This window comes from Arthrobacter sp. AOP36-F1-5 (genome assembly GCF_058137995.1).
On record NZ_CM176892.1, the window covers coordinates 2,735,562 to 2,757,847 of the forward strand.

The 22,286-nt window shown below is 61.6% G+C and carries 29 protein-coding genes; all 29 read right to left on the bottom strand.

Annotation, left to right across the window (positions count from 1 at the left end):
• Window positions 1-14: 14 nt before the first annotated feature.
• A complete protein-coding gene (rpsM, locus tag AC3ZI9_RS12460) occupies window positions 15-389 on the bottom strand; it encodes a 30S ribosomal protein S13 (RefSeq protein WP_087000339.1) in 375 nt (124 codons plus the stop codon).
• Window positions 390-546: 157 nt separating this feature from the next.
• Window positions 547-660 carry a 50S ribosomal protein L36 gene (gene rpmJ / locus AC3ZI9_RS12465; protein ID WP_087000337.1) on the bottom strand — a complete coding sequence of 38 codons (114 nt, stop codon included), beginning with the start codon at window positions 658-660 and terminating at the stop codon, window positions 547-549.
• 79 nt (window positions 661-739) lie between these two features.
• Window positions 740-961 carry a translation initiation factor IF-1 gene (infA, locus tag AC3ZI9_RS12470; RefSeq protein WP_007271050.1) on the bottom strand — a complete coding sequence of 74 codons (222 nt, stop codon included), beginning with the start codon at window positions 959-961 and terminating at the stop codon, window positions 740-742.
• A 239-nt stretch (window positions 962-1,200) separates the two neighbouring features.
• Window positions 1,201-2,031 carry a type I methionyl aminopeptidase gene (gene map / locus AC3ZI9_RS12475; protein ID WP_087000335.1) on the bottom strand — a complete coding sequence of 277 codons (831 nt, stop codon included), beginning with the start codon at window positions 2,029-2,031 and terminating at the stop codon, window positions 1,201-1,203.
• A 125-nt stretch (window positions 2,032-2,156) separates the two neighbouring features.
• The gene (locus AC3ZI9_RS12480) at window positions 2,157-2,732 is read right to left on the bottom strand and encodes an adenylate kinase (protein ID WP_096223373.1); all 576 of its coding nucleotides are present in this window, start codon (window positions 2,730-2,732) and stop codon (window positions 2,157-2,159) included.
• On the bottom strand, window positions 2,729-4,033 hold the full coding sequence (secY, locus tag AC3ZI9_RS12485) for a preprotein translocase subunit SecY (RefSeq protein ID WP_096223374.1): 1,305 nt from the start codon (window positions 4,031-4,033) through the stop codon (window positions 2,729-2,731). The genes AC3ZI9_RS12480 and secY overlap by 4 nt, the downstream gene beginning before the upstream one ends.
• Window positions 4,034-4,280: 247 nt before the next feature.
• Entirely contained in the window at window positions 4,281-4,736 is a 456-nt protein-coding gene (gene rplO, locus AC3ZI9_RS12490; protein ID WP_087000330.1) for a 50S ribosomal protein L15, read from the bottom strand.
• 2 nt (window positions 4,737-4,738) lie between these two features.
• Window positions 4,739-4,945 (bottom strand): 50S ribosomal protein L30, encoded by a 207-nt coding sequence (gene rpmD / locus AC3ZI9_RS12495; RefSeq protein WP_096223375.1) that lies wholly within the window; start codon window positions 4,943-4,945, stop codon window positions 4,739-4,741.
• A 3-nt stretch (window positions 4,946-4,948) separates the two neighbouring features.
• The gene (gene rpsE / locus AC3ZI9_RS12500) at window positions 4,949-5,659 is read right to left on the bottom strand and encodes a 30S ribosomal protein S5 (RefSeq protein ID WP_087000326.1); all 711 of its coding nucleotides are present in this window, start codon (window positions 5,657-5,659) and stop codon (window positions 4,949-4,951) included.
• Entirely contained in the window at window positions 5,656-6,027 is a 372-nt protein-coding gene (rplR, locus tag AC3ZI9_RS12505; RefSeq protein WP_087000324.1) for a 50S ribosomal protein L18, read from the bottom strand. Before rplR ends, rpsE begins: the two co-directional genes overlap by 4 nt.
• Before the next feature lie 2 nt (window positions 6,028-6,029).
• Window positions 6,030-6,566 (bottom strand): 50S ribosomal protein L6, encoded by a 537-nt coding sequence (gene rplF / locus AC3ZI9_RS12510; RefSeq protein WP_087000322.1) that lies wholly within the window; start codon window positions 6,564-6,566, stop codon window positions 6,030-6,032.
• Between the two features lie 18 nt (window positions 6,567-6,584).
• Window positions 6,585-6,983: a 30S ribosomal protein S8 gene (gene rpsH / locus AC3ZI9_RS12515; protein WP_087000320.1), complete on the bottom strand. Its 399-nt coding sequence runs from the start codon at window positions 6,981-6,983 to the stop codon at window positions 6,585-6,587.
• Window positions 6,984-7,043: 60 nt separating this feature from the next.
• Window positions 7,044-7,616, bottom strand: a complete 573-nt coding sequence (rplE, locus tag AC3ZI9_RS12520) for a 50S ribosomal protein L5 (RefSeq protein ID WP_087000318.1) — start codon at window positions 7,614-7,616, stop codon at window positions 7,044-7,046.
• Window positions 7,616-7,978, bottom strand: a complete 363-nt coding sequence (rplX, locus tag AC3ZI9_RS12525; protein ID WP_087000316.1) for a 50S ribosomal protein L24 — start codon at window positions 7,976-7,978, stop codon at window positions 7,616-7,618. Before rplX ends, rplE begins: the two co-directional genes overlap by 1 nt.
• Before the next feature lie 2 nt (window positions 7,979-7,980).
• Window positions 7,981-8,349, bottom strand: coding sequence for a 50S ribosomal protein L14 (rplN, locus tag AC3ZI9_RS12530; RefSeq protein WP_087000314.1), 369 nt, complete (start codon window positions 8,347-8,349; stop codon window positions 7,981-7,983).
• 397 nt (window positions 8,350-8,746) lie between these two features.
• The gene (gene rpsQ, locus AC3ZI9_RS12535; protein WP_087000312.1) at window positions 8,747-9,037 is read right to left on the bottom strand and encodes a 30S ribosomal protein S17; all 291 of its coding nucleotides are present in this window, start codon (window positions 9,035-9,037) and stop codon (window positions 8,747-8,749) included.
• Entirely contained in the window at window positions 9,037-9,354 is a 318-nt protein-coding gene (gene rpmC, locus AC3ZI9_RS12540) for a 50S ribosomal protein L29 (protein WP_087000310.1), read from the bottom strand. The genes rpsQ and rpmC overlap by 1 nt, the downstream gene beginning before the upstream one ends.
• A 2-nt stretch (window positions 9,355-9,356) precedes the next feature.
• Complete coding sequence (rplP, locus tag AC3ZI9_RS12545) at window positions 9,357-9,773, bottom strand: 50S ribosomal protein L16 (protein ID WP_087000308.1); 417 nt, start codon at window positions 9,771-9,773, stop codon at window positions 9,357-9,359.
• Window positions 9,774-10,595 carry a 30S ribosomal protein S3 gene (rpsC, locus tag AC3ZI9_RS12550; protein ID WP_087000306.1) on the bottom strand — a complete coding sequence of 274 codons (822 nt, stop codon included), beginning with the start codon at window positions 10,593-10,595 and terminating at the stop codon, window positions 9,774-9,776. It lies immediately after the preceding gene.
• Complete coding sequence (gene rplV / locus AC3ZI9_RS12555) at window positions 10,596-10,961, bottom strand: 50S ribosomal protein L22 (RefSeq protein ID WP_087000304.1); 366 nt, start codon at window positions 10,959-10,961, stop codon at window positions 10,596-10,598.
• Window positions 10,962-11,017: 56 nt separating this feature from the next.
• A complete protein-coding gene (gene rpsS / locus AC3ZI9_RS12560; protein WP_087000303.1) occupies window positions 11,018-11,299 on the bottom strand; it encodes a 30S ribosomal protein S19 in 282 nt (93 codons plus the stop codon).
• 12 nt (window positions 11,300-11,311) lie between these two features.
• Window positions 11,312-12,151, bottom strand: a complete 840-nt coding sequence (gene rplB / locus AC3ZI9_RS12565; protein WP_087000301.1) for a 50S ribosomal protein L2 — start codon at window positions 12,149-12,151, stop codon at window positions 11,312-11,314.
• 29 nt (window positions 12,152-12,180) lie between these two features.
• Entirely contained in the window at window positions 12,181-12,486 is a 306-nt protein-coding gene (gene rplW / locus AC3ZI9_RS12570; protein WP_087000299.1) for a 50S ribosomal protein L23, read from the bottom strand.
• Window positions 12,483-13,088 (bottom strand): 50S ribosomal protein L4, encoded by a 606-nt coding sequence (gene rplD, locus AC3ZI9_RS12575; RefSeq protein ID WP_087000298.1) that lies wholly within the window; start codon window positions 13,086-13,088, stop codon window positions 12,483-12,485. Before rplD ends, rplW begins: the two co-directional genes overlap by 4 nt.
• Window positions 13,089-13,092: 4 nt before the next feature.
• Window positions 13,093-13,743 (bottom strand): 50S ribosomal protein L3, encoded by a 651-nt coding sequence (rplC, locus tag AC3ZI9_RS12580; protein WP_087000296.1) that lies wholly within the window; start codon window positions 13,741-13,743, stop codon window positions 13,093-13,095.
• Between the two features lie 18 nt (window positions 13,744-13,761).
• Entirely contained in the window at window positions 13,762-14,070 is a 309-nt protein-coding gene (rpsJ, locus tag AC3ZI9_RS12585) for a 30S ribosomal protein S10 (RefSeq protein ID WP_013349689.1), read from the bottom strand.
• A 415-nt stretch (window positions 14,071-14,485) separates the two neighbouring features.
• Complete coding sequence (locus tag AC3ZI9_RS12590; protein WP_489923655.1) at window positions 14,486-18,088, bottom strand: hypothetical protein; 3,603 nt, start codon at window positions 18,086-18,088, stop codon at window positions 14,486-14,488.
• Between the two features lie 595 nt (window positions 18,089-18,683).
• Complete coding sequence (gene tuf, locus AC3ZI9_RS12595) at window positions 18,684-19,874, bottom strand: elongation factor Tu (RefSeq protein ID WP_087000290.1); 1,191 nt, start codon at window positions 19,872-19,874, stop codon at window positions 18,684-18,686.
• Window positions 19,875-20,106: 232 nt separating this feature from the next.
• Window positions 20,107-22,221, bottom strand: a complete 2,115-nt coding sequence (fusA, locus tag AC3ZI9_RS12600) for an elongation factor G (protein WP_087000288.1) — start codon at window positions 22,219-22,221, stop codon at window positions 20,107-20,109.
• Window positions 22,222-22,286: the final 65 nt, after the last annotated feature.

Genomic DNA, 22,286 nt, shown 5'->3' on the forward strand with positions numbered 1-22,286 from the left:
GCTGGGACCGCTGTTTAGCGGGTCTTCTTCTTACCGGCGACGGTGCGCTTCGGGCCCTTGCGGGTGCGAGCGTTGGTCTTGGTGCGCTGTCCGCGGACCGGCAGGCCCTTGCGGTGGCGAATGCCCTCGTAGGAGCCGATCTCTACCTTGCGGCGGATGTCGGCCGAAACTTCGCGGCGGAGATCGCCCTCGACCTTGAAGTTGCCCTCAACGTAGTCGCGCAGCTGCAGGAGCTGGTCGTCACTGAGGTCCTTCACACGAGTTTCCGGGGTGATCCCGGTCTCGGCAATAGTTTGTTCTGCACGGGTTCTACCCACGCCGTAGATGTATGTCAGCGCAATGACAACACGCTTTTCGCGCGGGATGTCTACGCCTGCAAGACGAGCCATATTGGTGTCTTCCTTACATGATTTTCGGAGGTCTGGAGGCAGCACATCCCGTTTCCAGGTCCCCGGCCTCCGTGCCCGGGGGTATGCGTCCCGCGTAATGGACGCCGTACTGCCGATATTCGATTACTACGCGCAGGTTGAGATTCCCGAAGGAGACTTAGCCCTGACGCTGCTTGTGGCGTGGATTTGCGCAGATCACCATGACCCGCCCATTACGGCGAATCACCTTGCACTGCTCGCAGATCGGCTTCACGCTAGGGTGAACCTTCACGGTATTTCCTTTGCGGTTGCGGTTTCAGTGGAACGATAACGACCTTCGCTCCCCCGGAAGACCGGGAGGACGGAAGTCCCTACTTGTAGCGGTAGACGATGCGTCCGCGATTGAGGTCGTACGGGCTGAGTTCCACCACTACGCGATCCTCAGGAAGGATTCGAATGTAGTGCTGACGCATCTTTCCCGAGATAGTGGCAAGTACCACGTGTCCATTCGGCAGCTCAACGCGGAACATCGCGTTGGGCAGTGCTTCCGACACGGCGCCTTCTACCTCGATGACACCCTCTTTCTTGGCCATATCCTCCGCTAACGTTTGTGCCGGTCGCTGACGCTTCCGACGTGTATGTTCGTGGCTGACGAGCGCCCGTGCCCGACAGCAGCATAAGACCGCGTGTTTTTTGGGCACAAACGTAGAGACAACCAACAAATAATCCTACGCTCTGGAACCCAATATGCGAAATCCCCGGTTTGATCACTGCGCACCTGCCGGAAGAGTGGTAATGCTCCTCGACGGGGACCTTTCTTCTGCCGCGGCACCTAGTCCTGGAGCGGTGCCGGGGTGATCCCGAACGGTGCCAAGCCGGCCGCACCGCCGTCGTGCGCTGACAGTACCCAGATCCCTCCGAGGTGTACCGCCACCGAATGTTCCCACTGCGAGGCTCTCGACCCGTCGGTGGTCACGACCGTCCAGTCATCATCCAACGTGCGGGTTTCGATGCCCCCGCGGACCAACATCGGCTCAATGGCCAGGCACATGCCCGGCTTTACCCGTGCGCCGCGGTCCCCGGACCGGTAGTTGAGCACGTCCGGGGCCTGGTGCATCTCCGTGCCAATGCCGTGGCCGACATAATCCTCCAGAATCCCCAACGGCTCACCTTCGACGGAACTGACGTAGTCGTCGATGGCTTCTCCGATGGCGCCAACGAATCGTGCGTTGGCCAGGGCGGCGATTCCCCGCCACATGGCTTGCTCGGTGACATCGGAGAGCCGCTGGTCGGCGGGGTCAGGAGTACCCACCAAAATGGTCCGCGCGGAGTCTGAATGCCAGCCATCGATGATGGCCCCACCATCAATTTTCAGAACGTCCCCATCGGCGAGTACATAGTCGGAGGGGAACCCGTGAACGACCTGATCGTTCACCGAAGCGCAGATCGTGGCAGGGAACCCATAGTAGCCCTTGAAGTTCGAGGTGGCCCCATGACGTTCCAGCACGCCTTCGAAGAGCGCATCGAGTTCTGCCGTCGTGGTCCCGATACGTGCGGCGTCAACCACGGTGTCCAACGCTTCGGCCAGCACCAGTCCGGCTTCTCTCATTTTACGGATCTGTGCGTTGGACTTGTACTCGATCTTGGGCTGGCCGAATGCCATGCGGTGTTCCTTTGTTTCGTTGTTCATCTGCGGGGTGCTTCTCGGTAAACACCCCTGAAATGCCGCGACGGCCGCCCCACGCGAGAGAGATCACGTGGAGCGGCCGTCGGTTCAGGCGGGTGACGTTAGGACGCGTCGCCTTCGAGGGCGCTCATCACACGGTTGGTGACCTCGTCGATGTCGCCCAGCCCGTCGACGTGGCGGACGATACCCCGTTCGAGGTAACGGTCCACAACGACCTGGGTCTGCTTTTCGTAGACATCCAGGCGGTGCCGGATGACTTCCTCGGTGTCGTCTGCCCGGCCTTCGACCTCGGCCCTCTTGAGCAAGCGTGCCACCAGCTCATCGGAGTCGGCGGTCAACTGCAGGACGATATCCAACGAGGTCTTGTTTTCCTCTAGGATCGCGTCGAGTTCGTCGACCTGGGCCGAGGTGCGCGGGTAGCCGTCCAAGAGGAAACCTTCGGCCACGTCATCCTGCTTGAGACGGTCGCGCACCATGCGGTTGGTGACCGAATCGGGGACATAGTCGCCGGCGTCCATGTATTGCTTGGCTTCGATCCCCAACGGGGTTCCGCCCTTGACGTTGGCACGGAAGATGTCGCCCGTGGAGATCGCAACGATCCCCAGCTGCTCCGTAATACGTGCTGCCTGCGTTCCTTTGCCCGAACCAGGCGGGCCAATGATCAAAAGTCTGGTCATCGCAGAAGTCCTTCGTAGTGTCGCTGTTGCATCTGGGCGTTGATTTGCTTGACCGTTTCCAGTCCCACACCAACCATGATGAGGACCGAGACGCCGCCGAACGGGAAGTTCTGATCGGCCTTGATCAGGACGAAGGCGATCAATGGCGTCAGGGCGATCAGGCCAAGATAGATGGCTCCGGGGAACGTGATGCGGCTGAGCACGTAGGACAGGTAGTCCGCCGTGGGCTTGCCGGCACGGATACCCGGAATGAATCCACCGTACTTCTTCATATTGTCCGAGACCTCGATCGGGTTGAACGTGATCGCGACGTAGAAGTAGGTGAAGAATATGGTCAGCAGCAGGTAGACGAGCATGTACAACGGGCTGCTACCGCTGAAGTTGCTTTGGATCCAGGCGGCCCAGCCGGGCAGCGAACCATCGGGGTTCATATTGAACTGGATGAGCATCTGCGGCAGCGCCAACATCGATGACGAGAAGATCACCGGGATCACGCCGGCCATGTTGACCTTGATCGGGATGTAGGTGGAGCTGCCCCCGACGGTGCGTCGACCCACCATGCGCTTGGCGTACTGCACCGGCACACGACGCTGGGACAGTTCGACGAAGACGACCAAGGCCACGACGCACAGCCCGATGATGATGACTCCGGTGAAGACGCCCCACCCCTGGGTGCTGGCGATGGAGCCCATCGAGGAGGGGAAGCCCGAAGCGATCGACACGAAGATCAGGATGGACATGCCATTGCCGACACCCTTTTCGGTGACGAGTTCGCCGAGCCACATGATCATGCCTGTGCCGGCGGTCAAGACGATCACCATGAGCAGGATGTGCACAATGCTCTGATCGGGAATGATCGGCAACTGGCAGCCTTGGAAGAGGTTTCCGCTGCGGGCCAACGACACCAAGGTGGTGGCCTGCAGGAGTCCGAGGGCGATCGTGAGATAGCGGGTGTACTGCGTCAGGGTCGCCTGACCGGCCGCGCCTTCCTTATGAAGGTCTTCGAACCGGGGAATGACCACGCGCAGCAGCTGCACGATGATGGAAGCGGTGATGTAGGGCATGATCCCGAGGGCGAAGATCGAGACCTGCAACAGGGCGCCGCCACTGAAGAGGTTGACGAACTGGTAGAGCCCACCGGAAGTATCGCCCATTTCAAGGCATTGTTGGACGTTGCCGTAGTCGACCCCTGGCGCGGGAATGTAGACGCCGAGACGGTAGATGGCAATGATGCTGAGCGTGAACAGCAACTTACGTCGCAGGTCAGGCGTCCGGAAGACCCGGGCAATGGCGCTGAGCAAGCGTCCTCCTGAAAGGTGTGGTTTCGGCCTGATGCCGTAATGGACTTCTGAGAGTCTACCGGTTCTCGGGACTGTTCGAAGCAGTGGGACGGCCGGTGCCACCGTGAAGTGGCCCCGGAACTAGGTGCCCGGCAGGTGGTGGGGTTCTCCCATCGTTCCGTGGGGCGGGATGCGAAAGGTCCCCAGCGCGCCGGGACCTGCCCGGGCGTTGGGGACCTTTCAGCTGTGCCGTGCTTTCATCGGGACCTTAGAGCGAGGTCACCGAGCCGCCGGCGGCAGCGATCTTATCCGCGGCTGACGCCGAGAAGGCGTCGGCCTTGACGTTCACCTTGACGGTGATGTCGCCGGAACCCAGGACCTTGACGGGCTGGTTCTTACGAACCGCACCCTTCTCGACCAGGTTGTCGACGGTGATGTCGCCGCCTTCGGGGAACAGTTCCGAGATCTTGTCCAGGTTCACGACCTGGTACTCGATACGGAACGGGTTCTTGAAGCCGCGCAGCTTCGGCAGGCGCATATGCAGCGGCAGCTGCCCGCCTGCGAAGCCGGCCTTGACCTGGTAGCGGGCCTTGGTGCCCTTCATACCACGGCCTGCGGTCTTGCCCTTGGACGCTTCACCGCGACCCACACGGGTCTTGCTGGTCTTAGCGCCTTCGGCGGGACGCAGGTGGTGTACCTTCAGTGACTTTTCGTTACTGGCCATGATTACTTCGCCTCCTCAACCTTTACGAGGTGCTGAACCTTGTTGACCATACCGACGGTCACGGCATCGGCGTCACGCACCACTGTGTGGTGCATACGCTTCAGGCCGAGTGACCGCAAGGTGTCACGCTGGTTCTGCTTGCCGCCAATGACGGACTTGGTCTGGGTGATTACCAGCTTCGCGTTGCTCGCGACAATGTTCTTCGCCACAGCTTACGCACCTGCCTTCTGGTTGAGCGTGCGCAGCATCTGGGCCGGCACGACTTCGTCCATCGGCAGTCCACGGCGCGCAGCAACTGCGGCCGGCTCCTCCAGGGCCTTCAACGCCGCGACGGTGCCGCGAACGATGTTGATCTGGTTGGCGGAGCCCATGGACTTCGACAGAACGTCATGGATACCAGCGCACTCGAGCACGGCACGCACCGGACCACCGGCGATAACGCCGGTACCCGGAGCAGCCGGACGCAAGAGCACAACGCCAGCGGCGGCTTCACCCAGCACCAGGTGCGGGATGGTGGTGCCGACGCGGGGAACGCGGAAGAACGACTTCTTGGCTTCTTCAACGCCCTTGGCGATGGCCGCGGGAACTTCCTTGGCCTTGCCGTATCCGACGCCGACCATGCCGTTGCCGTCGCCCACCACAACAAGTGCGGTGAAGCTGAAGCGGCGGCCGCCCTTGACGACCTTGGACACGCGGTTGATAGCTACCACGCGCTCAAGGAACTTGTCCTTGTCATCGTTGCGGCTGTCCTTGGAATCGCGGCCGCGGCCACGTCCCTCGCCACGGCCACGGCTTTCGCCACGACCGCCCTTTTCGCCGCTCTTTTCGTTGCGACGACCGGCGGAGGTGTTCTCCGTCGTGGTCGTAGCTGCCTCAGTGGTTTCCGACACCTGAGTTTCCTTCTCGTTAGTAGCTTCGCTCACAGTGCCAGCCCACCTTCCCGCGCGCCGTCCGCTACCGCGGCCACTCGGCCGTGGTACCTATTGCCTCCGCGGTCAAAGACCACGGTATCGATGCCTGCGGCCTTGGCACGCTCAGCGATCAGTTCGCCGACGCGCTTGGCCTTGGCGGTTTTGTCACCGTCGAAGGAACGAAGGTCCGCTTCCATGGTGGACCCGGATGCCATCGTGACGCCCTGGCTGTCATCGACAACCTGGACGAAGATGTGGCGAGCCGAACGGTTGACCACCAGGCGCGGGCGCAGGCCCGAACCGGTGACACGCTTGCGGACGCGCAGATGGCGACGGCTGCGAGCTGCGGCCTTGCTCTTACCCTTAATTGAAAGAGCCATGTTTACTTACCAGCCTTTCCGACCTTGCGGCGGATAACTTCGCCTTCATAGCGGATGCCCTTGCCCTTATAGGGATCCGGCCGACGGAGCTTGCGGATGTTGGCTGCAACTTCGCCAACCTGCTGCTTGTTGATGCCGGAGACAATCACCTTGTTGTTGCCCTCAACGGCGAGCGTGATGCCCTCCGGAGCTTCAACGGGGACCGGGTGCGAGAAACCCAGAGCGAACTCCAGGTTGCTGCCCTTGGCCAGCACGCGGTAACCGGTGCCGTGGATTTCCAGCTTCTTGGAGTAGCCGTCGGTGACCCCGGTGATCATGTTGGAGATCATCGTGCGGGTCAGGCCATGCAACGAACGCGATTCGCGCTCGTTGTCCGGACGCGACACCGTGAGGACATTGTCCTCCAGGGCAACCGTGATCGGGGAGACAACGGTGAAGTTGAGCTCGCCCTTGGCGCCCTTGACGGCAATCTCGGATCCGTTGACCTTCAGGTCGACGCCGGCAGGGATAGTGATTGGAAGTCGTCCAATACGTGACATGGTGCTTCTCCCTTCCCGTTACCAGACGTAGGCGAGGACTTCCCCACCTACACCCTTCTTGGCTGCCTGGCGGTCCGTCAGGAGACCCGAGGACGTGGACAGAATGGCGATGCCGAGTCCACCAAGGACATGCGGCAAGTTGGTGGACTTCGCGTAAACGCGGAGGCCCGGCTTGGAAATACGGCGGACGCCAGCGATGGAACGCTCACGGCTCGGACCGAACTTCAGGTTGATGGTCAGGTTTTTGCCTACCTCGGCGGCCTCTTCGACGAAGTCGCCGATGTAGCCTTCCGCCTTGAGGATCTGGGCAACGCGCACCTTCAGTTTTGAAGACGGCATGGACACGGTGTCGTGGTATGCCGAGTTCGCGTTGCGCAGACGAGTCAGCATGTCTGCGACAGGATCTGTCATTGTCATTTGGGCTGAGGCCCTTCCTCGCTACGGTTTCCGCTCCCGCGGACCTGCAACGTAGTTGATCTAGTTATCGTCGGTCCTGAACGGGAAGCCCAACGCCTTGAGGAGCGCGCGGCCTTCTTCGTCGGTCTTGGCGGTGGTCACCACAGTGATGTCCATGCCGCGGACCCGGTCAACCTTGTCCTGGTCGATTTCGTGGAACATTGCCTGTTCCGTGAGACCGAAGGTGTAGTTGCCGTTTCCGTCGAACTGCTTGCCGTTCAGACCGCGGAAGTCGCGGATACGCGGCAGAGCCAAGGTGACCAGGCGGTCAACGAATTCCCACATGCGATCGTTGCGCAGCGTGGCGTGGGTGCCAATCGGCATTCCCTCGCGCAGCTTGAACTGTGCGATCGACTTGCGGGCCTTGGTCACGAGCGGCTTCTGGCCGGTGATGGCCGTCAGGTCGCGAACAGCGCCTTCGATGAGCTTGGAATCCTTGGCTGCCTCGCCGACACCCATGTTCACAACGACCTTGACCAGGTTCGGGACCTGCATCACGTTCGTGTAGCTGAACTCGGTCTGCAGAGCTTCGCGGACCTCGGAGCGGTACTTCGCCTTCAGGCGCGGCTGAACCTTTACTGCTGTTTCAGTCATTAGAGTGCCTTTCCGGAAGCCTTGGCGTAACGAACACGCACAGTCTTCTTCACGCCATTCGTTTCCACGGTTTCTTCGCGGAAGCCAACGCGGGTCGGCTTCTTCGACTCGGGGTCAATGACCGCGACGTTCGAAACGTGGAGGGGAGCCTCAACGACCTCAATGCCGCCCGTGGAGGCGCCGCTTTCGGTCTGGCCGGCCCGAGTGTGCTTGGTGACGCGGTTGATGCCCTCGACGAGCACGCGGTTCGCCTCGGGGAACACCTTCAGGACCTTGCCCTGCTTGCCGCGGTCTCCACCGCGATCGGCCTTGGCGCCGGTGATGACCTGAACCAGGTCACCCTTCTTGATTTTTGCGCCCATGGTTACAGCACCTCCGGAGCCAGCGAAACGATCTTCATGAACTTCTTATCGCGAAGTTCACGCCCGACGGGACCGAAGATACGGGTACCCCGCGGCTCGGTGTCCGCCTTGAGGATGACCGCTGCGTTCTCGTCGAACTTGATGTACGAACCGTCGACGCGGCGACGTTCCTTCTTCGTGCGGACGATGACGGCCTTAACCACATCGCCCTTCTTGACGTTGCCGCCAGGGATTGCATCCTTGACGGTGGCGACAATAGTGTCGCCGATGCCTGCGTAGCGACGTCCGGATCCACCGAGAACACGGATGGTAAGGATTTCCTTAGCACCGGTGTTGTCAGCCACCTTGAGTCGCGACTCCTGCTGAATCACTTTCAACTCCTGTCGTCTCGCCGGTTCTCCTAGGGAGCCTTGCGGAACGGATATGGTCCATCTGCGACGCTCGCTTACCCCCATCTCCAACACAGGCAGGATTCACGGGGAATCCGATGCTGCTGGGGAAATCGGGCCGAGGCGAAATGCCGCAGAGCCGTGCCGCGCACCGAGCCCGGATCAGACCGGGCCGCGCACGAATGCCTGCCATGAAGGTGGATAGTCCTCGCAACAGAGCGCACAGGCTGTCGAGTCTACGCCAGAGGTGCGCTGAGGGCCAAACCCGTGATATGGGGGCCACGCAAGCGGCCTCTTAACAAAAGCACGACGCCGGTGCGCTCCCCTCTCGGGGCGCTCACCGGCGTCGTGCTTTAGATCCCTGCGGATCGGGAGGAGGCTACTTGGCCTTCTCCACGATCTCGACCAGGCGCCAGTTCTTGTCCTTGGACAAGGGGCGGGTCTCAGCGATGATCACCAAGTCGCCGATACCGGCGGTGTTGGCTTCGTCGTGAGCCTTGATCTTCTTATTACGACGCATGACCTTGCCGTACAAGGCGTGCTTCACACGGTCCTCGACGTCAACGACGATGGTCTTCTGCATCTTGTCGGAAACCACGTACCCGCGGAGGGTTTTGCGGTAACCGCGAGCTTCTGCTGCTTCAGCCACTGCGTTCTCCTTCTCGCTCATTACTTGGCTTCCTCAGGTGCATCGGCCGGCTCGGCCGTCTTCGAGGACTTCTTGGCCTTCTTATCGGCCTTGACTTCCTCGACGGGGGTCGAAACCTCCGCACGAATTCCGAGCTCACGCTCGCGCATCACGGTGTAGATGCGTGCGATATCGCGCTTGACCGACTTCAGACGACCATGCGACTCGAGCTGACCGGTGGCGGACTGGAAACGAAGGTTGAACAACTCTTCCTTCGCCTTTTTCAGTTCCTCGACCAGACGGGCGTTATCGTAGCCATCCAGCTGTTCGGTGGCGAGATCCTTGGATCCGATTGCCATACCTATTCACCACCCTCACGACGCACGATGCGTGCCTTCAGCGGCAGCTTGTGGATCGCCAGGCGCAGGGCCTCGCGAGCTACCTCATCGGTAACACCGGAGAGTTCGAAGAGAACCCGTCCCGGCTTGACGTTTGCAACCCACCACTCAGGTGAACCCTTACCGGAACCCATACGGGTTTCGGCAGGCTTCTTGGTCAGCGGGCGGTCCGGATAAATGTTGATCCAGACCTTACCGCCACGCTTGATGTGACGGGTCATGGCAATACGGGCAGCTTCGATCTGACGGTTGGTCACGTAGGCCGGTGTCAGGGCCTGGATTCCGTAGTCACCGAAGGAGACCGTGGTGCCGCCGCTAGCCATGCCCGAACGATCCGGGTGGTGCTGCTTGCGGAACTTTACTCGGCGTGGGATCAGCATTTAAGCCTGCCCTCCTTCTGCGGACGCCGGAGCCTGAGCCGCCGGAGCAGCTTCGGTTGCCGGAGCGCCGGTGTTGCGGTCGTTACGACGACGGCGATCTCCACCCGGTCCACCCGGACGTCCACCGCCACGCTCGCCACGGCCACGGGCCGGGGCAGCAGCGTTCTGTGCAGCAAGTTCCTTGCTGGTCAGGTCGCCCTTGTAGATCCAGACCTTCACGCCAATGCGGCCGAAGGTGGTCTTCGCTTCGAACTTGCCGTAGTCGATGTTCGCGCGCAGGGTGTGCAGCGGCACACGACCTTCGCGGTAGAACTCCTTGCGGGACATTTCCGCACCGCCCAGACGACCAGCGCACTGGACACGGATGCCCTTGGCGCCTGACCGCATGGCGGACTGCATGGCCTTCTTCATCGCACGGCGGAAAGCCACGCGTGAAGCAAGCTGTTCGGCGATGCCCTGGGCAACCAGCTGAGCTTCGATCTCGGGGTTCTTGACCTCGAGGATGTTCAGCTGAACCTGCTTGCCGGTGAGCTTCTCCAGCTCGCCGCGGATGCGATCGGCTTCGGCGCCGCGGCGGCCGATGACGATGCCCGGGCGGGCGGTGTGGATGTCAACGCGGACACGATCGCGGGTGCGCTCGATCTCCACCTTGGCGATGCCGGCACGGTCCATGCCGGTGGTCATGAGCTCGCGGATCTTGACGTCCTCGCGGACGAAATCCTTGTAGCGCTGACCCGGCTTGTTACCGTCGGCGAACCAGTGCGACACGTGGTCCGTGGTGATGCCGAGACGGAACCCGTTTGGGTTGATCTTCTGTCCCATTTACTTTTCCCCACCCTTCTCCGGGCTTGAAACAACCACGGTGATGTGGCTGGTGCGCTTGTTGATGCGGTAGGCGCGGCCCTGGGCCCGCGGCTGGAACCGCTTCATCGTCGCACCTTCGTCAACGAAGGCTTCGCTGATGAACAGCTCGTCCTCGTTGAACGCAACACCATCACGGTCGGCGGCGACACGGGCGTTTGCCACGGCCGACGCAACTACCTTGAGTACCGGCTCCGAAGCACCCTGCTGGGCAAACTTCAGAATCGCCAGAGCCTCATTCGCCTGCTTGCCACGAACAAGGTCGACGACGCGCCGGGCCTTCATAGGCGTTACGCGGATATGGCGCGCAATTGCCTTGGCTTCCATTGCTTTCCTTCTCTCGTCTATCAAAGGGATGCTCAGCGCTCAATAACCCTTGCGGGTTAGCGGCGCTTACCCTTCCTGTCGTCCTTTACGTGGCTGCGGAATGTCCGCGTCGAGGCGAATTCGCCGAGCTTGTGCCCGACCATCGACTCAGTGACAAACACGGGAATGTGCTTGCGTCCGTCGTGTACGGCGATCGTGTGCCCGAGCATGTCGGGGATGATCATCGAACGGCGGGACCACGTCTTGATGACGTTCTTGGTGCCCTTTTCGTTCTCAGCAGCTACCTTCACAAAAAGGTGCTGATCGACGAAGGGGCCTTTCTTCAGGCTGCGTGGCATGTCTCCAGGCTCCTATCGCTTGTTCTTGCCAGTACGACGACGACGCACAATGAGCTTGTCGCTTTCCTTGTTCGGACGGCGGGTACGGCCTTCCGGCTTGCCGTTCGGGTTGACCGGGTGACGACCGCCACTGGTCTTGCCCTCACCACCACCGTGCGGGTGGTCGATCGGGTTCATAACCACACCACGCACGGTCGGGCGAACGCCCTTCCAGCGCATGCGGCCGGCCTTGCCCCAGTTGATGTTCGACTGTTCGGCGTTGCCGACATAGCCGACCGTCGCACGGCAGCGAACGTCCACGTTCCGGATTTCGCCGGAAGGCAGGCGGAGCTGCGCGAAGCGGCCCTCACGGGCAACCAGCTGGACCGAAGCGCCAGCCGAACGTGCCATCTTGGCACCCCCGCCTGGACGCAACTCCACTGCGTGGAGCACGGTACCGACCGGAACGTTGCGCAGCGGCAGGTTGTTGCCCGGCTTGATGTCGGCGTTCGGGCCGGCTTCAACCGAGTCTCCCTGGGAGAGCTTGTTCGGAGCGATGATGTACCGCTTGGTTCCATCAATGTAGTGCAGCAGCGCAATGCGGGCGGTGCGGTTCGGGTCGTACTCGATATGAGCGACCTTGGCCGGCACGCCGTCCTTGTCATGACGACGGAAGTCGATCAGACGGTATTGGCGCTTATGTCCACCACCCTTATGACGGGTAGTGATCTTGCCGGAACTGTTGCGTCCACCGGTCTTGGTGAGCGGGCGGAGCAGCGACTTTTCCGGGGTAGTCCGGGTAATTTCTGCGAAGTCGGCCACGCTCGAGCCACGCTGGCCCGGGGTAGTCGGCTTGTATTTACGGATTGCCATGTTTTATTCCTCGTTAAAGTGGTCTCCGCTTATGAAAGCGGACCGCCGAAGATGTCGATCGTGCCTTCTTTAAGGGAGATGATCGCTCGCTTGGTAGCTTTGCGGGCTCCCCATCCGAAGCGGGTGCGCTTGCGCTTACCTGCACGGTTGATGGTGTTGACGGAGTCAACCTTGACGGAGAAGATGCTCTCCACCGCCAGCTTGATTTCCGTCTTGTTCGAGCGCGGGTCGACCAAGAAGGTGTATTTGCCTTCGTCGATCAGGCCGTAGCTCTTTTCCGAAACGACCGGCGCCAGGATGACGTCGTGCGGGGACTTGGAGAAGGTGGCGCTCACTTGGCGTCCTCCTTGTTGACCAGGGCATCGAATGCGGCCTTAGTGAATACCACGTCATCGGCAACCAGAACATCGTAAGTGTTCAACTGGTCGACGTAGAGAGCGTGGACGTCCACGAGGTTGCGCACGGAGAGTGCTGCAACATCATTGGCGCGGTCGATGACTACGAGCAGGTTCTTGCGCTCGGTGAGAGCGCGCAGGGTGGCCAGTGCTTCCTTGGTGGACGGCGTGGTGCCGGCAACCAAGTTCTCGATCACGTGAACGCGATCGTGACGGGCACGGTCCGAGAGGGCTCCGCGCAGGGCGGCGACCTTCATCTTCTTGGGGGTGCGCTGCGAGTAATCGCGAGGCGTCGGTCCGTGGACGATGCCACCACCGGTCATCTGAGGTGCACGGATGGAGCCCTGACGAGCCCGGCCGGTGCCCTTCTGCTTGAACGGCTTGCGACCTGCACCTGAAACCTCGGCGCGGGTCTTGGTCTTGTGCGTACCCTGACGGGCGGCAGCAAGCTGACCTACGACGACCTGGTGCAGCAGCGGAATGTTGGTCTGGACATCGAAGATCTTGCCCGGGAGCTCGACCTTGAGTGCTGTGTTAGCCATTTGCTTATGCTCCCTTCACGGCGGTGCGCACGAGGACGACCCGGCCGCGGGCGCCGGGAACGGCACCCTTGATCAACAGGAGGTTCTTCTCGGCGTCGACTCCGTGAACCGTGAGGTTCATCGTGGTCACGCGCTCGTTGCCCATGCGGCCAGCCATGCGCTGTCCCTGGAAAACGCGGCCGGGCGTGGATGCCCCGCCGATGGAACCGGGCTTGCGGTGGTTCTTATGTGCACCGTGCGAGGCACTGGCGCCGTGGAAACCGTGGCGCTTCATGACGCCGGCGAAGCCCTTGCCCTTGGAGGTGCCCACGACGTCGACCTTCTGGCCGGATTCGAAGACGTCCACGGCCAGTTCCTGGCCCAGGCTGTACGTATCGGCATCCGCGGTACGCAGCTCAACGACGTGGCGACGCGGGGTGACCCCTGCGGCCTCGAAGTGACCGGCCAACGGCTTGGTGACCTTACGCGGGTCGATCTGGCCGTAGCCGATCTGAACCGCTGAGTAGCCATCCCGTTCCGCATTGCGGAGCTGGGTGACGACGTTGGAATCTACCTGCACGACAGTGACGGGGATGAGGTTGTGGCTCTCATCCCAGACCTGGGTCATGCCGAGCTTCGTGCCCAGCAGGCCCTTTACATTACGGGTTGCGGTCATAGTTTCTCAGCACCTCCCCTAAAGCTTGATTTCGATGTTGACGTCCGCCGGCAGGTCGAGACGCATCAGCGAATCAACAGCCTTCGGGGTCGGATCGACAATGTCGATCAGACGCTTATGCGTGCGCATTTCGAAGTGCTCACGGCTGTCCTTGTACTTGTGGGGCGAACGGATCACGCAGTACACGTTCTTCTCCGTCGGCAGCGGCACTGGGCCGACTACGGTTGCGCCTGCGCGCGTGACCGTCTCAACGATCTTCCGGGCAGAAACGTCAATGACCTCGTGGTCATACGACTTCAGCCGGATGCGGATTTTTTGTCCCGCCATGGCGTCATGCCTCTTTCTAAGTAGCACTCTCTGTACAGTTACTGTGCACTAACGGGCCCTTACGGACCGGCACACCTCGCACGGGCTGAATCCGGGTAGACCCGGGTTCCTCACCCCGCCGAAGCTCCGACCCCCGCGGTCGGGCGTGTCGCCTAGATTTGGCTTCACGCTCCACAGGAATGGGGGCGGGTCATATTTGGTCCTCGATGTTTCCGTCGTATCCGCCCCTGCTCCGGGCATTATCCCGGACGGGACGCAATCTCGGTCGAAACCGGCCCCTGCCCCGGTATCGGCGAACCGATCGGCGAGCACAAGGCACAAAGAGGCGCTTGAACAACTTATCCAGTGTGTCAGAAGTTCGCTGGATTTACCAATCAGGCGACGTTGGGGGTCTAGCTCTTCGTCTGGCGGCCGTCTACCTCTTCTGCTGCTCCGGGGCCGGCACTCCCGTTTGTTTTTCCTGCGTGGGAGCCGGAGGCGCCGAATCCGGTCCCTCCGGTTCCGGGACGGGAGCCTGCGGCACCTCCTTGTCCTTCCCCAGCCGTTGGAGTCGCCAGATAGCCAGGGCAATCAACCCGGCAGCCAGGAACGCGAGCAGCAGGATCGTGAATCCACGCAGGAACCACAGGATCATCAGTGCAGCGGCAACGGCACCCCACACCACATACAACCGTCGGTTGAGCAGGAGTCCGGCTGCCAGCAGCAGGACATGAGCCAAGAGAAGCCAGGCCTGTCCCCACCCTTGTTCCAGAGCCAGACCGAAGGGTGCCGAGCCGGAGAGCAATACCGCCGAGGCGATCAGTGGGTAGTCGGCGTCCTTGCGTCGACCAGCCCTGATTTCGTAGGCCGCAAGCAGAGCGAACAGGATGACCCAATACTGTGTCATCCAGAACCAGCCGGGTTGCCCGTAGGCCAGATGCCAGGCATGTTGGGCACAACCGGCAATCACCAGGGCGGCGACCTCGCCGCTTCGTTCACGGTGCCTGCGGGGGAATTCCGCGACGGTAGCGACTGCGGCAACGGCAATCATGAAGGTCCCGATGTAGGCCAGTGTCGTTGCTGGTCCTGCGGGGCCCTCACGGGACTGCATCACGCTGGCTTCGAAACCGTCAATGAACAACACAACGATCGCCCCGCCCGTCAAGAAACGAGCATGTAACCAGGACCAGCTGCGCGGTGCGGTAATGAGACCCGATTCATCCCGCGTCTGTGGACGCTGTAACCATCCGGCGGCATAAAGCAGGACGGCCGATGACACCGCCGAGATCATGTACACCTTCGACAGGACCACCCTACTTTCGGGATCCCCGACCCACTGGGCCAAGGCCAAGGATACCGCCCACGGCAGGAACACGATGGCCCCCGAGAGCAGCAACGGCAGTCCCCTCGTCACCGCGAACACCACACAACCGGCGGTTGCGGCCAACAAGATCGCCGCAAACCAGAGGTCGCACCCCGGAACCGTTGCCGGGTTGGAACCTGCAGAGGTGTTTGAGCCGCCGAGGACGACTGCGGCGGCGAAGCCCAAATAGCCGGCCACGGCAATAGCCCTCGCCATCGGATGGGCGCTGTTCTCGGGGCCGGGGCCGGATCGGCCCAGCAATCCAGCCCCTTCCCTTCCTGCCAGGAGCGAGGTGACACGTCGGCGTAGGGCAGTATCGGGAGCCAGCGCTTCGAAACCCATCATGAGCACGGAGAACATGAGCAGCAAGACCAGCAACACCTTTGTGTTCCACAGCGGCTCCGTCAACCAACCACCTTGGCGTAAGGAAATCAGGCCCGAGGGAATGAGCAGCAGCCAGACCCACGCATAGGCAACCACCAGGATCTGCATCCTGGTCACGGTCCGCCACATGCTCGAGGCGGTGTTCGGCGCCGCCACATCGGTGCGCCACTTCAGCAGCCCCACGGACAGCAGACAGAAGTACTGCACCAGAAGCGAGACCATATCCACCCCGGATCCCGGGCCACCATGGATTCCGAAGTACACCAGGGGCCCCAGGAACAGCAGCACGAGGGTCGCGTTCGAAATCGTCGAGCCGTAGGTCGACGGGGTCCCATCGCCCCGCCGACGCGTCCAGAGCCGTGCCGTCTGCCCCACGGCCAGGCTGATGGCAAATACAGCCCACCGTACGTGTGCGTCAGCATGTAATTGGTAGGACAGTTCGAGGATCGAGAGGGAGAGGAACAGCTGCGCCGTCACGGCATAAGCCAGTCGTTCCTTCGCCCCGACGGCTCGGAACAAACGCCAGGCAGCGTGAGACAGTGCTGTCAGACACACGGCAAGAACCAGCCAGCGGTTCTCGATCTCGAAGCTTGCCAACCAGGTGCCGACGATGACCAGTGGTGCCACGCCCTGGGCGATGAGGCTCTTGCGTCGCGCGGCACGTCCGCTCCCCCTGGAGAGTGTTTCCAAAAGGGTGTTGGAGCCGAGGACAGACAGCACTAGGGCGGCCAGGGCCACGGCGGTCGTCCACGGGTCACTGCCGGACTCCAGCGAGCTCAGGCGGACTTCGGTGACGACCACCACGACCAAGCTGCTCAACATGAAGCCAGCTTCCAACGTCCAGGCCGCCAGTGCGGCGAGGGCCATCCACGAGATCACAAAGATGAGGATGGCGATGATCATGAGGTCTCGGGTCTCAGTTCCCCCTTCGGCCCACCGGCTGGGGTCACCGAAGAACCAGGCAGTCAGGCTCGGTCCCGATGTTGAGGTCGTGACGAGGAATCCGCTGGTGGCCCAGGCGCCGATCGCTGTAAGCCCGATCGGCAGGACGGCGAGGATTCCACGACGCAGCCTGCGGAAATGGCGGCCAACGGCCAGCCGGAGACCGGGGACCGCGCAGGCCAGCCCCACCACCAAGAAGGCCACCTGGCGCCACGGTGAGAGCACAACCCCGGGTTCCAGAAGGCCTGCCAGCCCCATGAGCAGGGCAATCCATGGAAGGAATTTTCTGCCCCGCGCGCTCAGTGCCGCCGAGCTCAGCGCCACCAAGAGGAGCAAGTAGTTGATCGAGGCCCAGCCGGTGGAACCACCGCCGTTGAATGCTTCGTTCAGCACGAGCACCAATGCCGCTGCCCCGGCGAGCAACCCTTGGATTTCGATGCCAACCAGCGCGCGAACCTGCGGGGCCACGAAGCGCCGGTACCGCTCCCCCGCATAGTGCACGGCGACGGCTTGGAGCAGGAGGACGATCCCCAGGGTACGTGCCATCCCCCAGGGGCCAGCACCAAACACGTATGCGAGCAGCACGATGGCTCCGGTGGCACAGACCCTTCCAGCGACCAGGTTCAGGGCGCGTTCTGGGGCCGGGCCGAAAATGGTCACCGCCACGTAGTATATGGTGCCCGCGATCAGGAGCAGGCTCAGGTCTTCGGCGCCGAGCGTCTGCCCCAGAAGAATTGCGGCGAGCAGGGTGGCAGGTGCGAGGAAGCGATGGGTCTCGGTGAAGGCCCTGAGATACAAGTTGCCCAGCCAGCCCGGGCGGCCGTAGGCCAACGCCGTGCCAACCGCGGCCAGCACCATGGAGAACATGAAATACCAGAACAGCCCCCGGTTCAGCACCGCACCACCCGCCCATGCCGAGGAGACCAAGAAGGTGAGGCTGAGATAGGCCACGACGCGGCTGTCCAGTCTGGCGGCAGCATAGACGAACGCCGCGGTCCCCACGAGCGACGTGACCCACCACGCCGTCACCGGGTCATGCACCACCAGGGCAGAAAGTGCCAGACCGCTCACGGGAATCAAGGCCAGACCCGTCCCGGCGAAGGCCATGCCTGCGGGGCGAAGCCGCTCACTGAACGCGTGGATCACTAGTCCTGCGACATAGAACATGGTGGTTACGGCGACCAGCCCGCCGAACTTCGCCAACGGCGGCATGGCCAGACCGATGAAGAGCGAGGCTGCTGCCACCAACAGCAGAGAGGCCGCGTAGAGAGTGATGTTGATGTTGCGCAGCGTGGCCTTCTCACGTTCTTGCGCGGACCGCGGTGGAGGCGGCTGCCGAACGCCCACCATGGGAGGCGTTTGTCCAGGCGCGGGAACATGATGATGGCTCGGAGCTAGGGGAGACGGATGGGTCTGATACCGCTGAGCAGGAATTCCGTCGACGTTCGCCATAGCGTGCACCGGTTTTGGCCCGTTCTCTAGTGGGCGCGGAAGGACGGGAAGGAAGTCGCCATCTTTGGCCAGGGCGGTGGCTGGTGTGAGGTCGCCGGGGGCACCTGTCTCTACCGTCGGCAAAGACGCGGAGGCCTCTTCACGGAGAGCGGAGTCGCGTCCCTCTTGCCAGGCTTGCGCCAGTGCAGACGGCTGGATGCCGCCTGAGGTGACCTGCGCTTTGCCATGCCGGGAACCCAACAGCCAGCCAACCAAGCCACAGGCCACTAAGGCCACCAAAACCAGAACGGATCCCACGCAGACTCCCACGCCGTCGAAGATATTTATTCACAAGACTAGTGAAACCCTACCTTGACTCGTGGGGATACCGGCGGACAGCGCCCCGGCCACGGATGGGCCCTGTTCAAGATGGTCAGGCACACAGACACGAAAAGGCCCCGCTGTCGAAACAGCGGGGCCTTTTCTGACCAATGGTCAGATCATTAGGTAGTGACTACTTGGTGATCTTCGTGACGCGGCCTGAGCCAACGGTGCGGCCACCCTCACGGATGGCGAAGCCGAGGCCGTCTTCCATGGCGATGGGCTGGATCAGCACAACGCTCATTTCGGTGTTGTCGCCAGGCATAACCATTTCCGTGCCCTCGGGCAGGGTGATGACACCGGTGACGTCCGTGGTGCGGAAGTAGAACTGCGGGCGGTAGTTCGAGTAGAACGGGTTGTGACGTCCGCCTTCATCCTTGGAAAGGATGTAGACGTTGGCCTCGAACTCCGTGTGGGGAGTGATCGAGCCCGGCTTGACGATAACCTGTCCACGCTCGACATCGTCGCGCTTGATGCCGCGGAGCAGCAGGCCACAGTTCTCGCCGGCCCATGCTTCGTCGAGCTGCTTGTGGAACATCTCGATACCGGTGACCGTGGTCTTCTGGATCGGACGGATACCGACGATCTCGATGTCGGAGTTGATCTTCAGCGTGCCACGCTCGGCGCGGCCGGTGACGACCGTGCCACGACCCGTGATGGTGAAGACGTCTTCAACCGGCATCAGGAACGGCTTGTCCTTATCGCGGACCGGGTCCGGGATGTACTCGTCCACTGCCTGCATCAGGTCCTCGACGGACTTGACCCACTGCGGGTCGCCTTCAAGAGCCTTCAGCGCGGAGACACGCAGGACCGGGGCGTTGTCGCCGTCGAACTCCTGCGAGGACAGAAGTTCGCGAACTTCCATCTCCACGAGGTCCAACAGCTCCTCGTCCTCGACCATGTCGGACTTGTTCAGCGCGACCAGCAGGGTGGGGACACCAACCTGGCGGGCCAGCAGAACGTGTTCGCGGGTCTGAGCCATCGGGCCGTCGGTTGCTGCAACCACGAGGATCGCACCATCCATCTGGGCGGCACCGGTGATCATGTTCTTGATGTAGTCAGCGTGACCCGGCGCATCGACGTGTGCGTAGTGACGCGCTTCCGTCTGGTATTCGATGTGCGAGATGTTGATCGTAATGCCGCGCTGGCGCTCTTCCGGGGCGGAGTCAATCGCCGTGAAATCACGCTGGTCGTTGAGATCGGGGTACTTGTCAGCAAGCACCTTCGAAATGGCAGCCGTCAACGTCGTCTTACCGTGGTCAACGTGACCAATGGTGCCGATGTTAACGTGCGGCTTAGTCCGCTCGAACTTTGCCTTCGCCACAGGTTCCTCCTAGAACGTTTTCAGAAGACTTACCCCGCCTGCGCGGTTCGCAGGCGAAACTTAATAAAGTCTACTGGGGGCTTGTTTACTTTTTGAAATTGCGGTTTCCGTCCGGCCCCGCTATGGGAACCCTTCGTTCGCCTTGGGGAGGCCAGCCGGACATTGCTGCCCGGCTGGCAAACCCGGTGTCGCTCACCTTTCGGCCTGCGACTAGTTTAGTTCCCTGGGGTGATTACTCGCCGCGGGACTTCTGGATGATCTCCTCGGCAACTGCCTTGGGGACCTCTGCGTAGCTCTCGAACTTCATCGAGTACACGGCACGACCTTGGGTCTTGGACCGCAGGTCGCCAATGTAGCCGAACATCTCCGAGAGCGGAACGCCGGCCTTGATGACCTTTACGCCCGATGCGTCTTCCATCGACTGGATGGAGCCACGACGGGAGTTCAAGTCACCAATGACGTCACCCATGTACTCCTCAGGAGTGCGGACCTCAACGGCCATCAGCGGTTCCAGGATGATCGGGTTGGCACGACGTGCGCCCTCCTTGAATACCTGGGATCCGGCGATCTTGAAGGCCATCTCCGACGAGTCAACGTCGTGGAAGGCACCATCGAGAAGCGTTGCCTTGACCCCGACCATCGGGTAGCCGGCCAGGATGCCGAACTGCATGGCGTCCTGGATGCCTGCGTCAACCGAGGGGATGTATTCGCGAGGGATACGTCCACCGGTGACAGCGTTCTTGAACTCGTAGAAGGTCCCGTCGCTGGTGTCCAAGGGCTCGAAAGCCATCTGGACCTTAGCGAACTGGCCGGAACCACCGGTCTGCTTCTTGTGGGTGAAGTCGACCTTCGCGACCGAAGACTTGATCGTTTCGCGGTAGGCAACCTGGGGCTTGCCCACGTTGGCTTCCACACGGAACTCGCGCTTCATGCGGTCCACCAGGATATCCAGGTGGAGTTCTCCCATGCCGCCGATTTCCGTCTGGCCGGTGTCTTCGTTCAAGGAAACGGTGAACGTGGGGTCCTCGGCCGAGAGCTTCTGGATGGCGGTGGAGAGCTTCTCCTGGTCACCCTTGGTCTTCGGTTCGATGGCCACGAAGATCACCGGGTCCGGGAAGGACATCGACTCAAGCACGATCGGCGCATCCAGAGCCGACAAGGTATCACCGGTAGTGGTGTCCTTGAGGCCAATGGCTGCGTAGATGTGCCCGGCATGTGCTTCCTCGACCGGGTTTTCCTTGTTGGCGTGCATCTGGAAAAGCTTTCCGATGCGCTCCTTCTTGCCCTTGGTGGTGTTCATGACCTGAACACCCGGGGATGCCTTGCCGGAGTAGACGCGGATGAACGTCAGCTGACCGAAGAACGGGTGCGCTGCGATCTTGAACGCCAACGCCGAGAACGGCTCGGTCTCGCTCGGCTTGCGCGTCATCGGGATTTCCTCGTTGCGAGGATCGTGCCCGATCATCGGCGGCACGTCGATCGGTGACGGCAGGTAGGAGATGACGGCATCGAGCATCGGCTGGACGCCACGGTTCTTGAATGCTGAACCGCAGAAGACCGGGTAGGCCTCGGAATTGACAGTCATCTTACGGATGCCGGCCACCAGTTCCTCGTTGGTGATTTCCACACCTTCGAGGTACTTCTCCATGAGCTCATCGGAGGACTCGGAAACATCCTCAATCAGCTTGGCCCGGTACTCCTGGGCGCGCTCCTGCAGGTCCTCGGGGATCTCGCGGGTCTCGTAGGCGGCACCCATGGTGACATCGCCCTTGGAGTCGCCAGGCCACACGAGTGCCTTCATCTTGATCAGGTCAACGACACCGATGAAGTCGCTTTCGGAGCCGATCGGCAGCTGCATGACCAGCGGCTTGGCACCCAAACGCTTAACGATGGTGTCGACCGTGTAGTAGAAGTCAGCGCCCAGCTTGTCCATCTTGTTGACGAAGCAGATGCGCGGAACGACGTACTTATCGGCCTGGCGCCAGACGGTCTCTGACTGCGGCTCGACGCCTTCCTTGCCATCGAAGACGGCAACGGCGCCATCGAGTACGCGCAGAGCGCGCTCGACCTCGACCGTGAAGTCAACGTGGCCAGGGGTGTCGATGATGTTGATCTGGTTGTCGTCCCAGAAAGAAGTCACGGCGGCAGACGTGATCGTGATACCGCGTTCCTTCTCCTGCTCCATCCAGTCAGTCGTCGATGCACCGTCGTGCGTTTCGCCGATCTTGTGGTTCACACCCGTGTAAAACAGGATGCGTTCCGTAGTAGTGGTCTTACCGGCATCGATGTGCGCCATGATGCCGATGTTGCGGACCTTCGTGAGGTCGGTGAGCACGTCCTGTGCCACGTTGTCTCCCTTTGTCTATGGTTTCGAGTCACACGGCGGCGAGGCACCGGGGTGCCTCGCCTCGC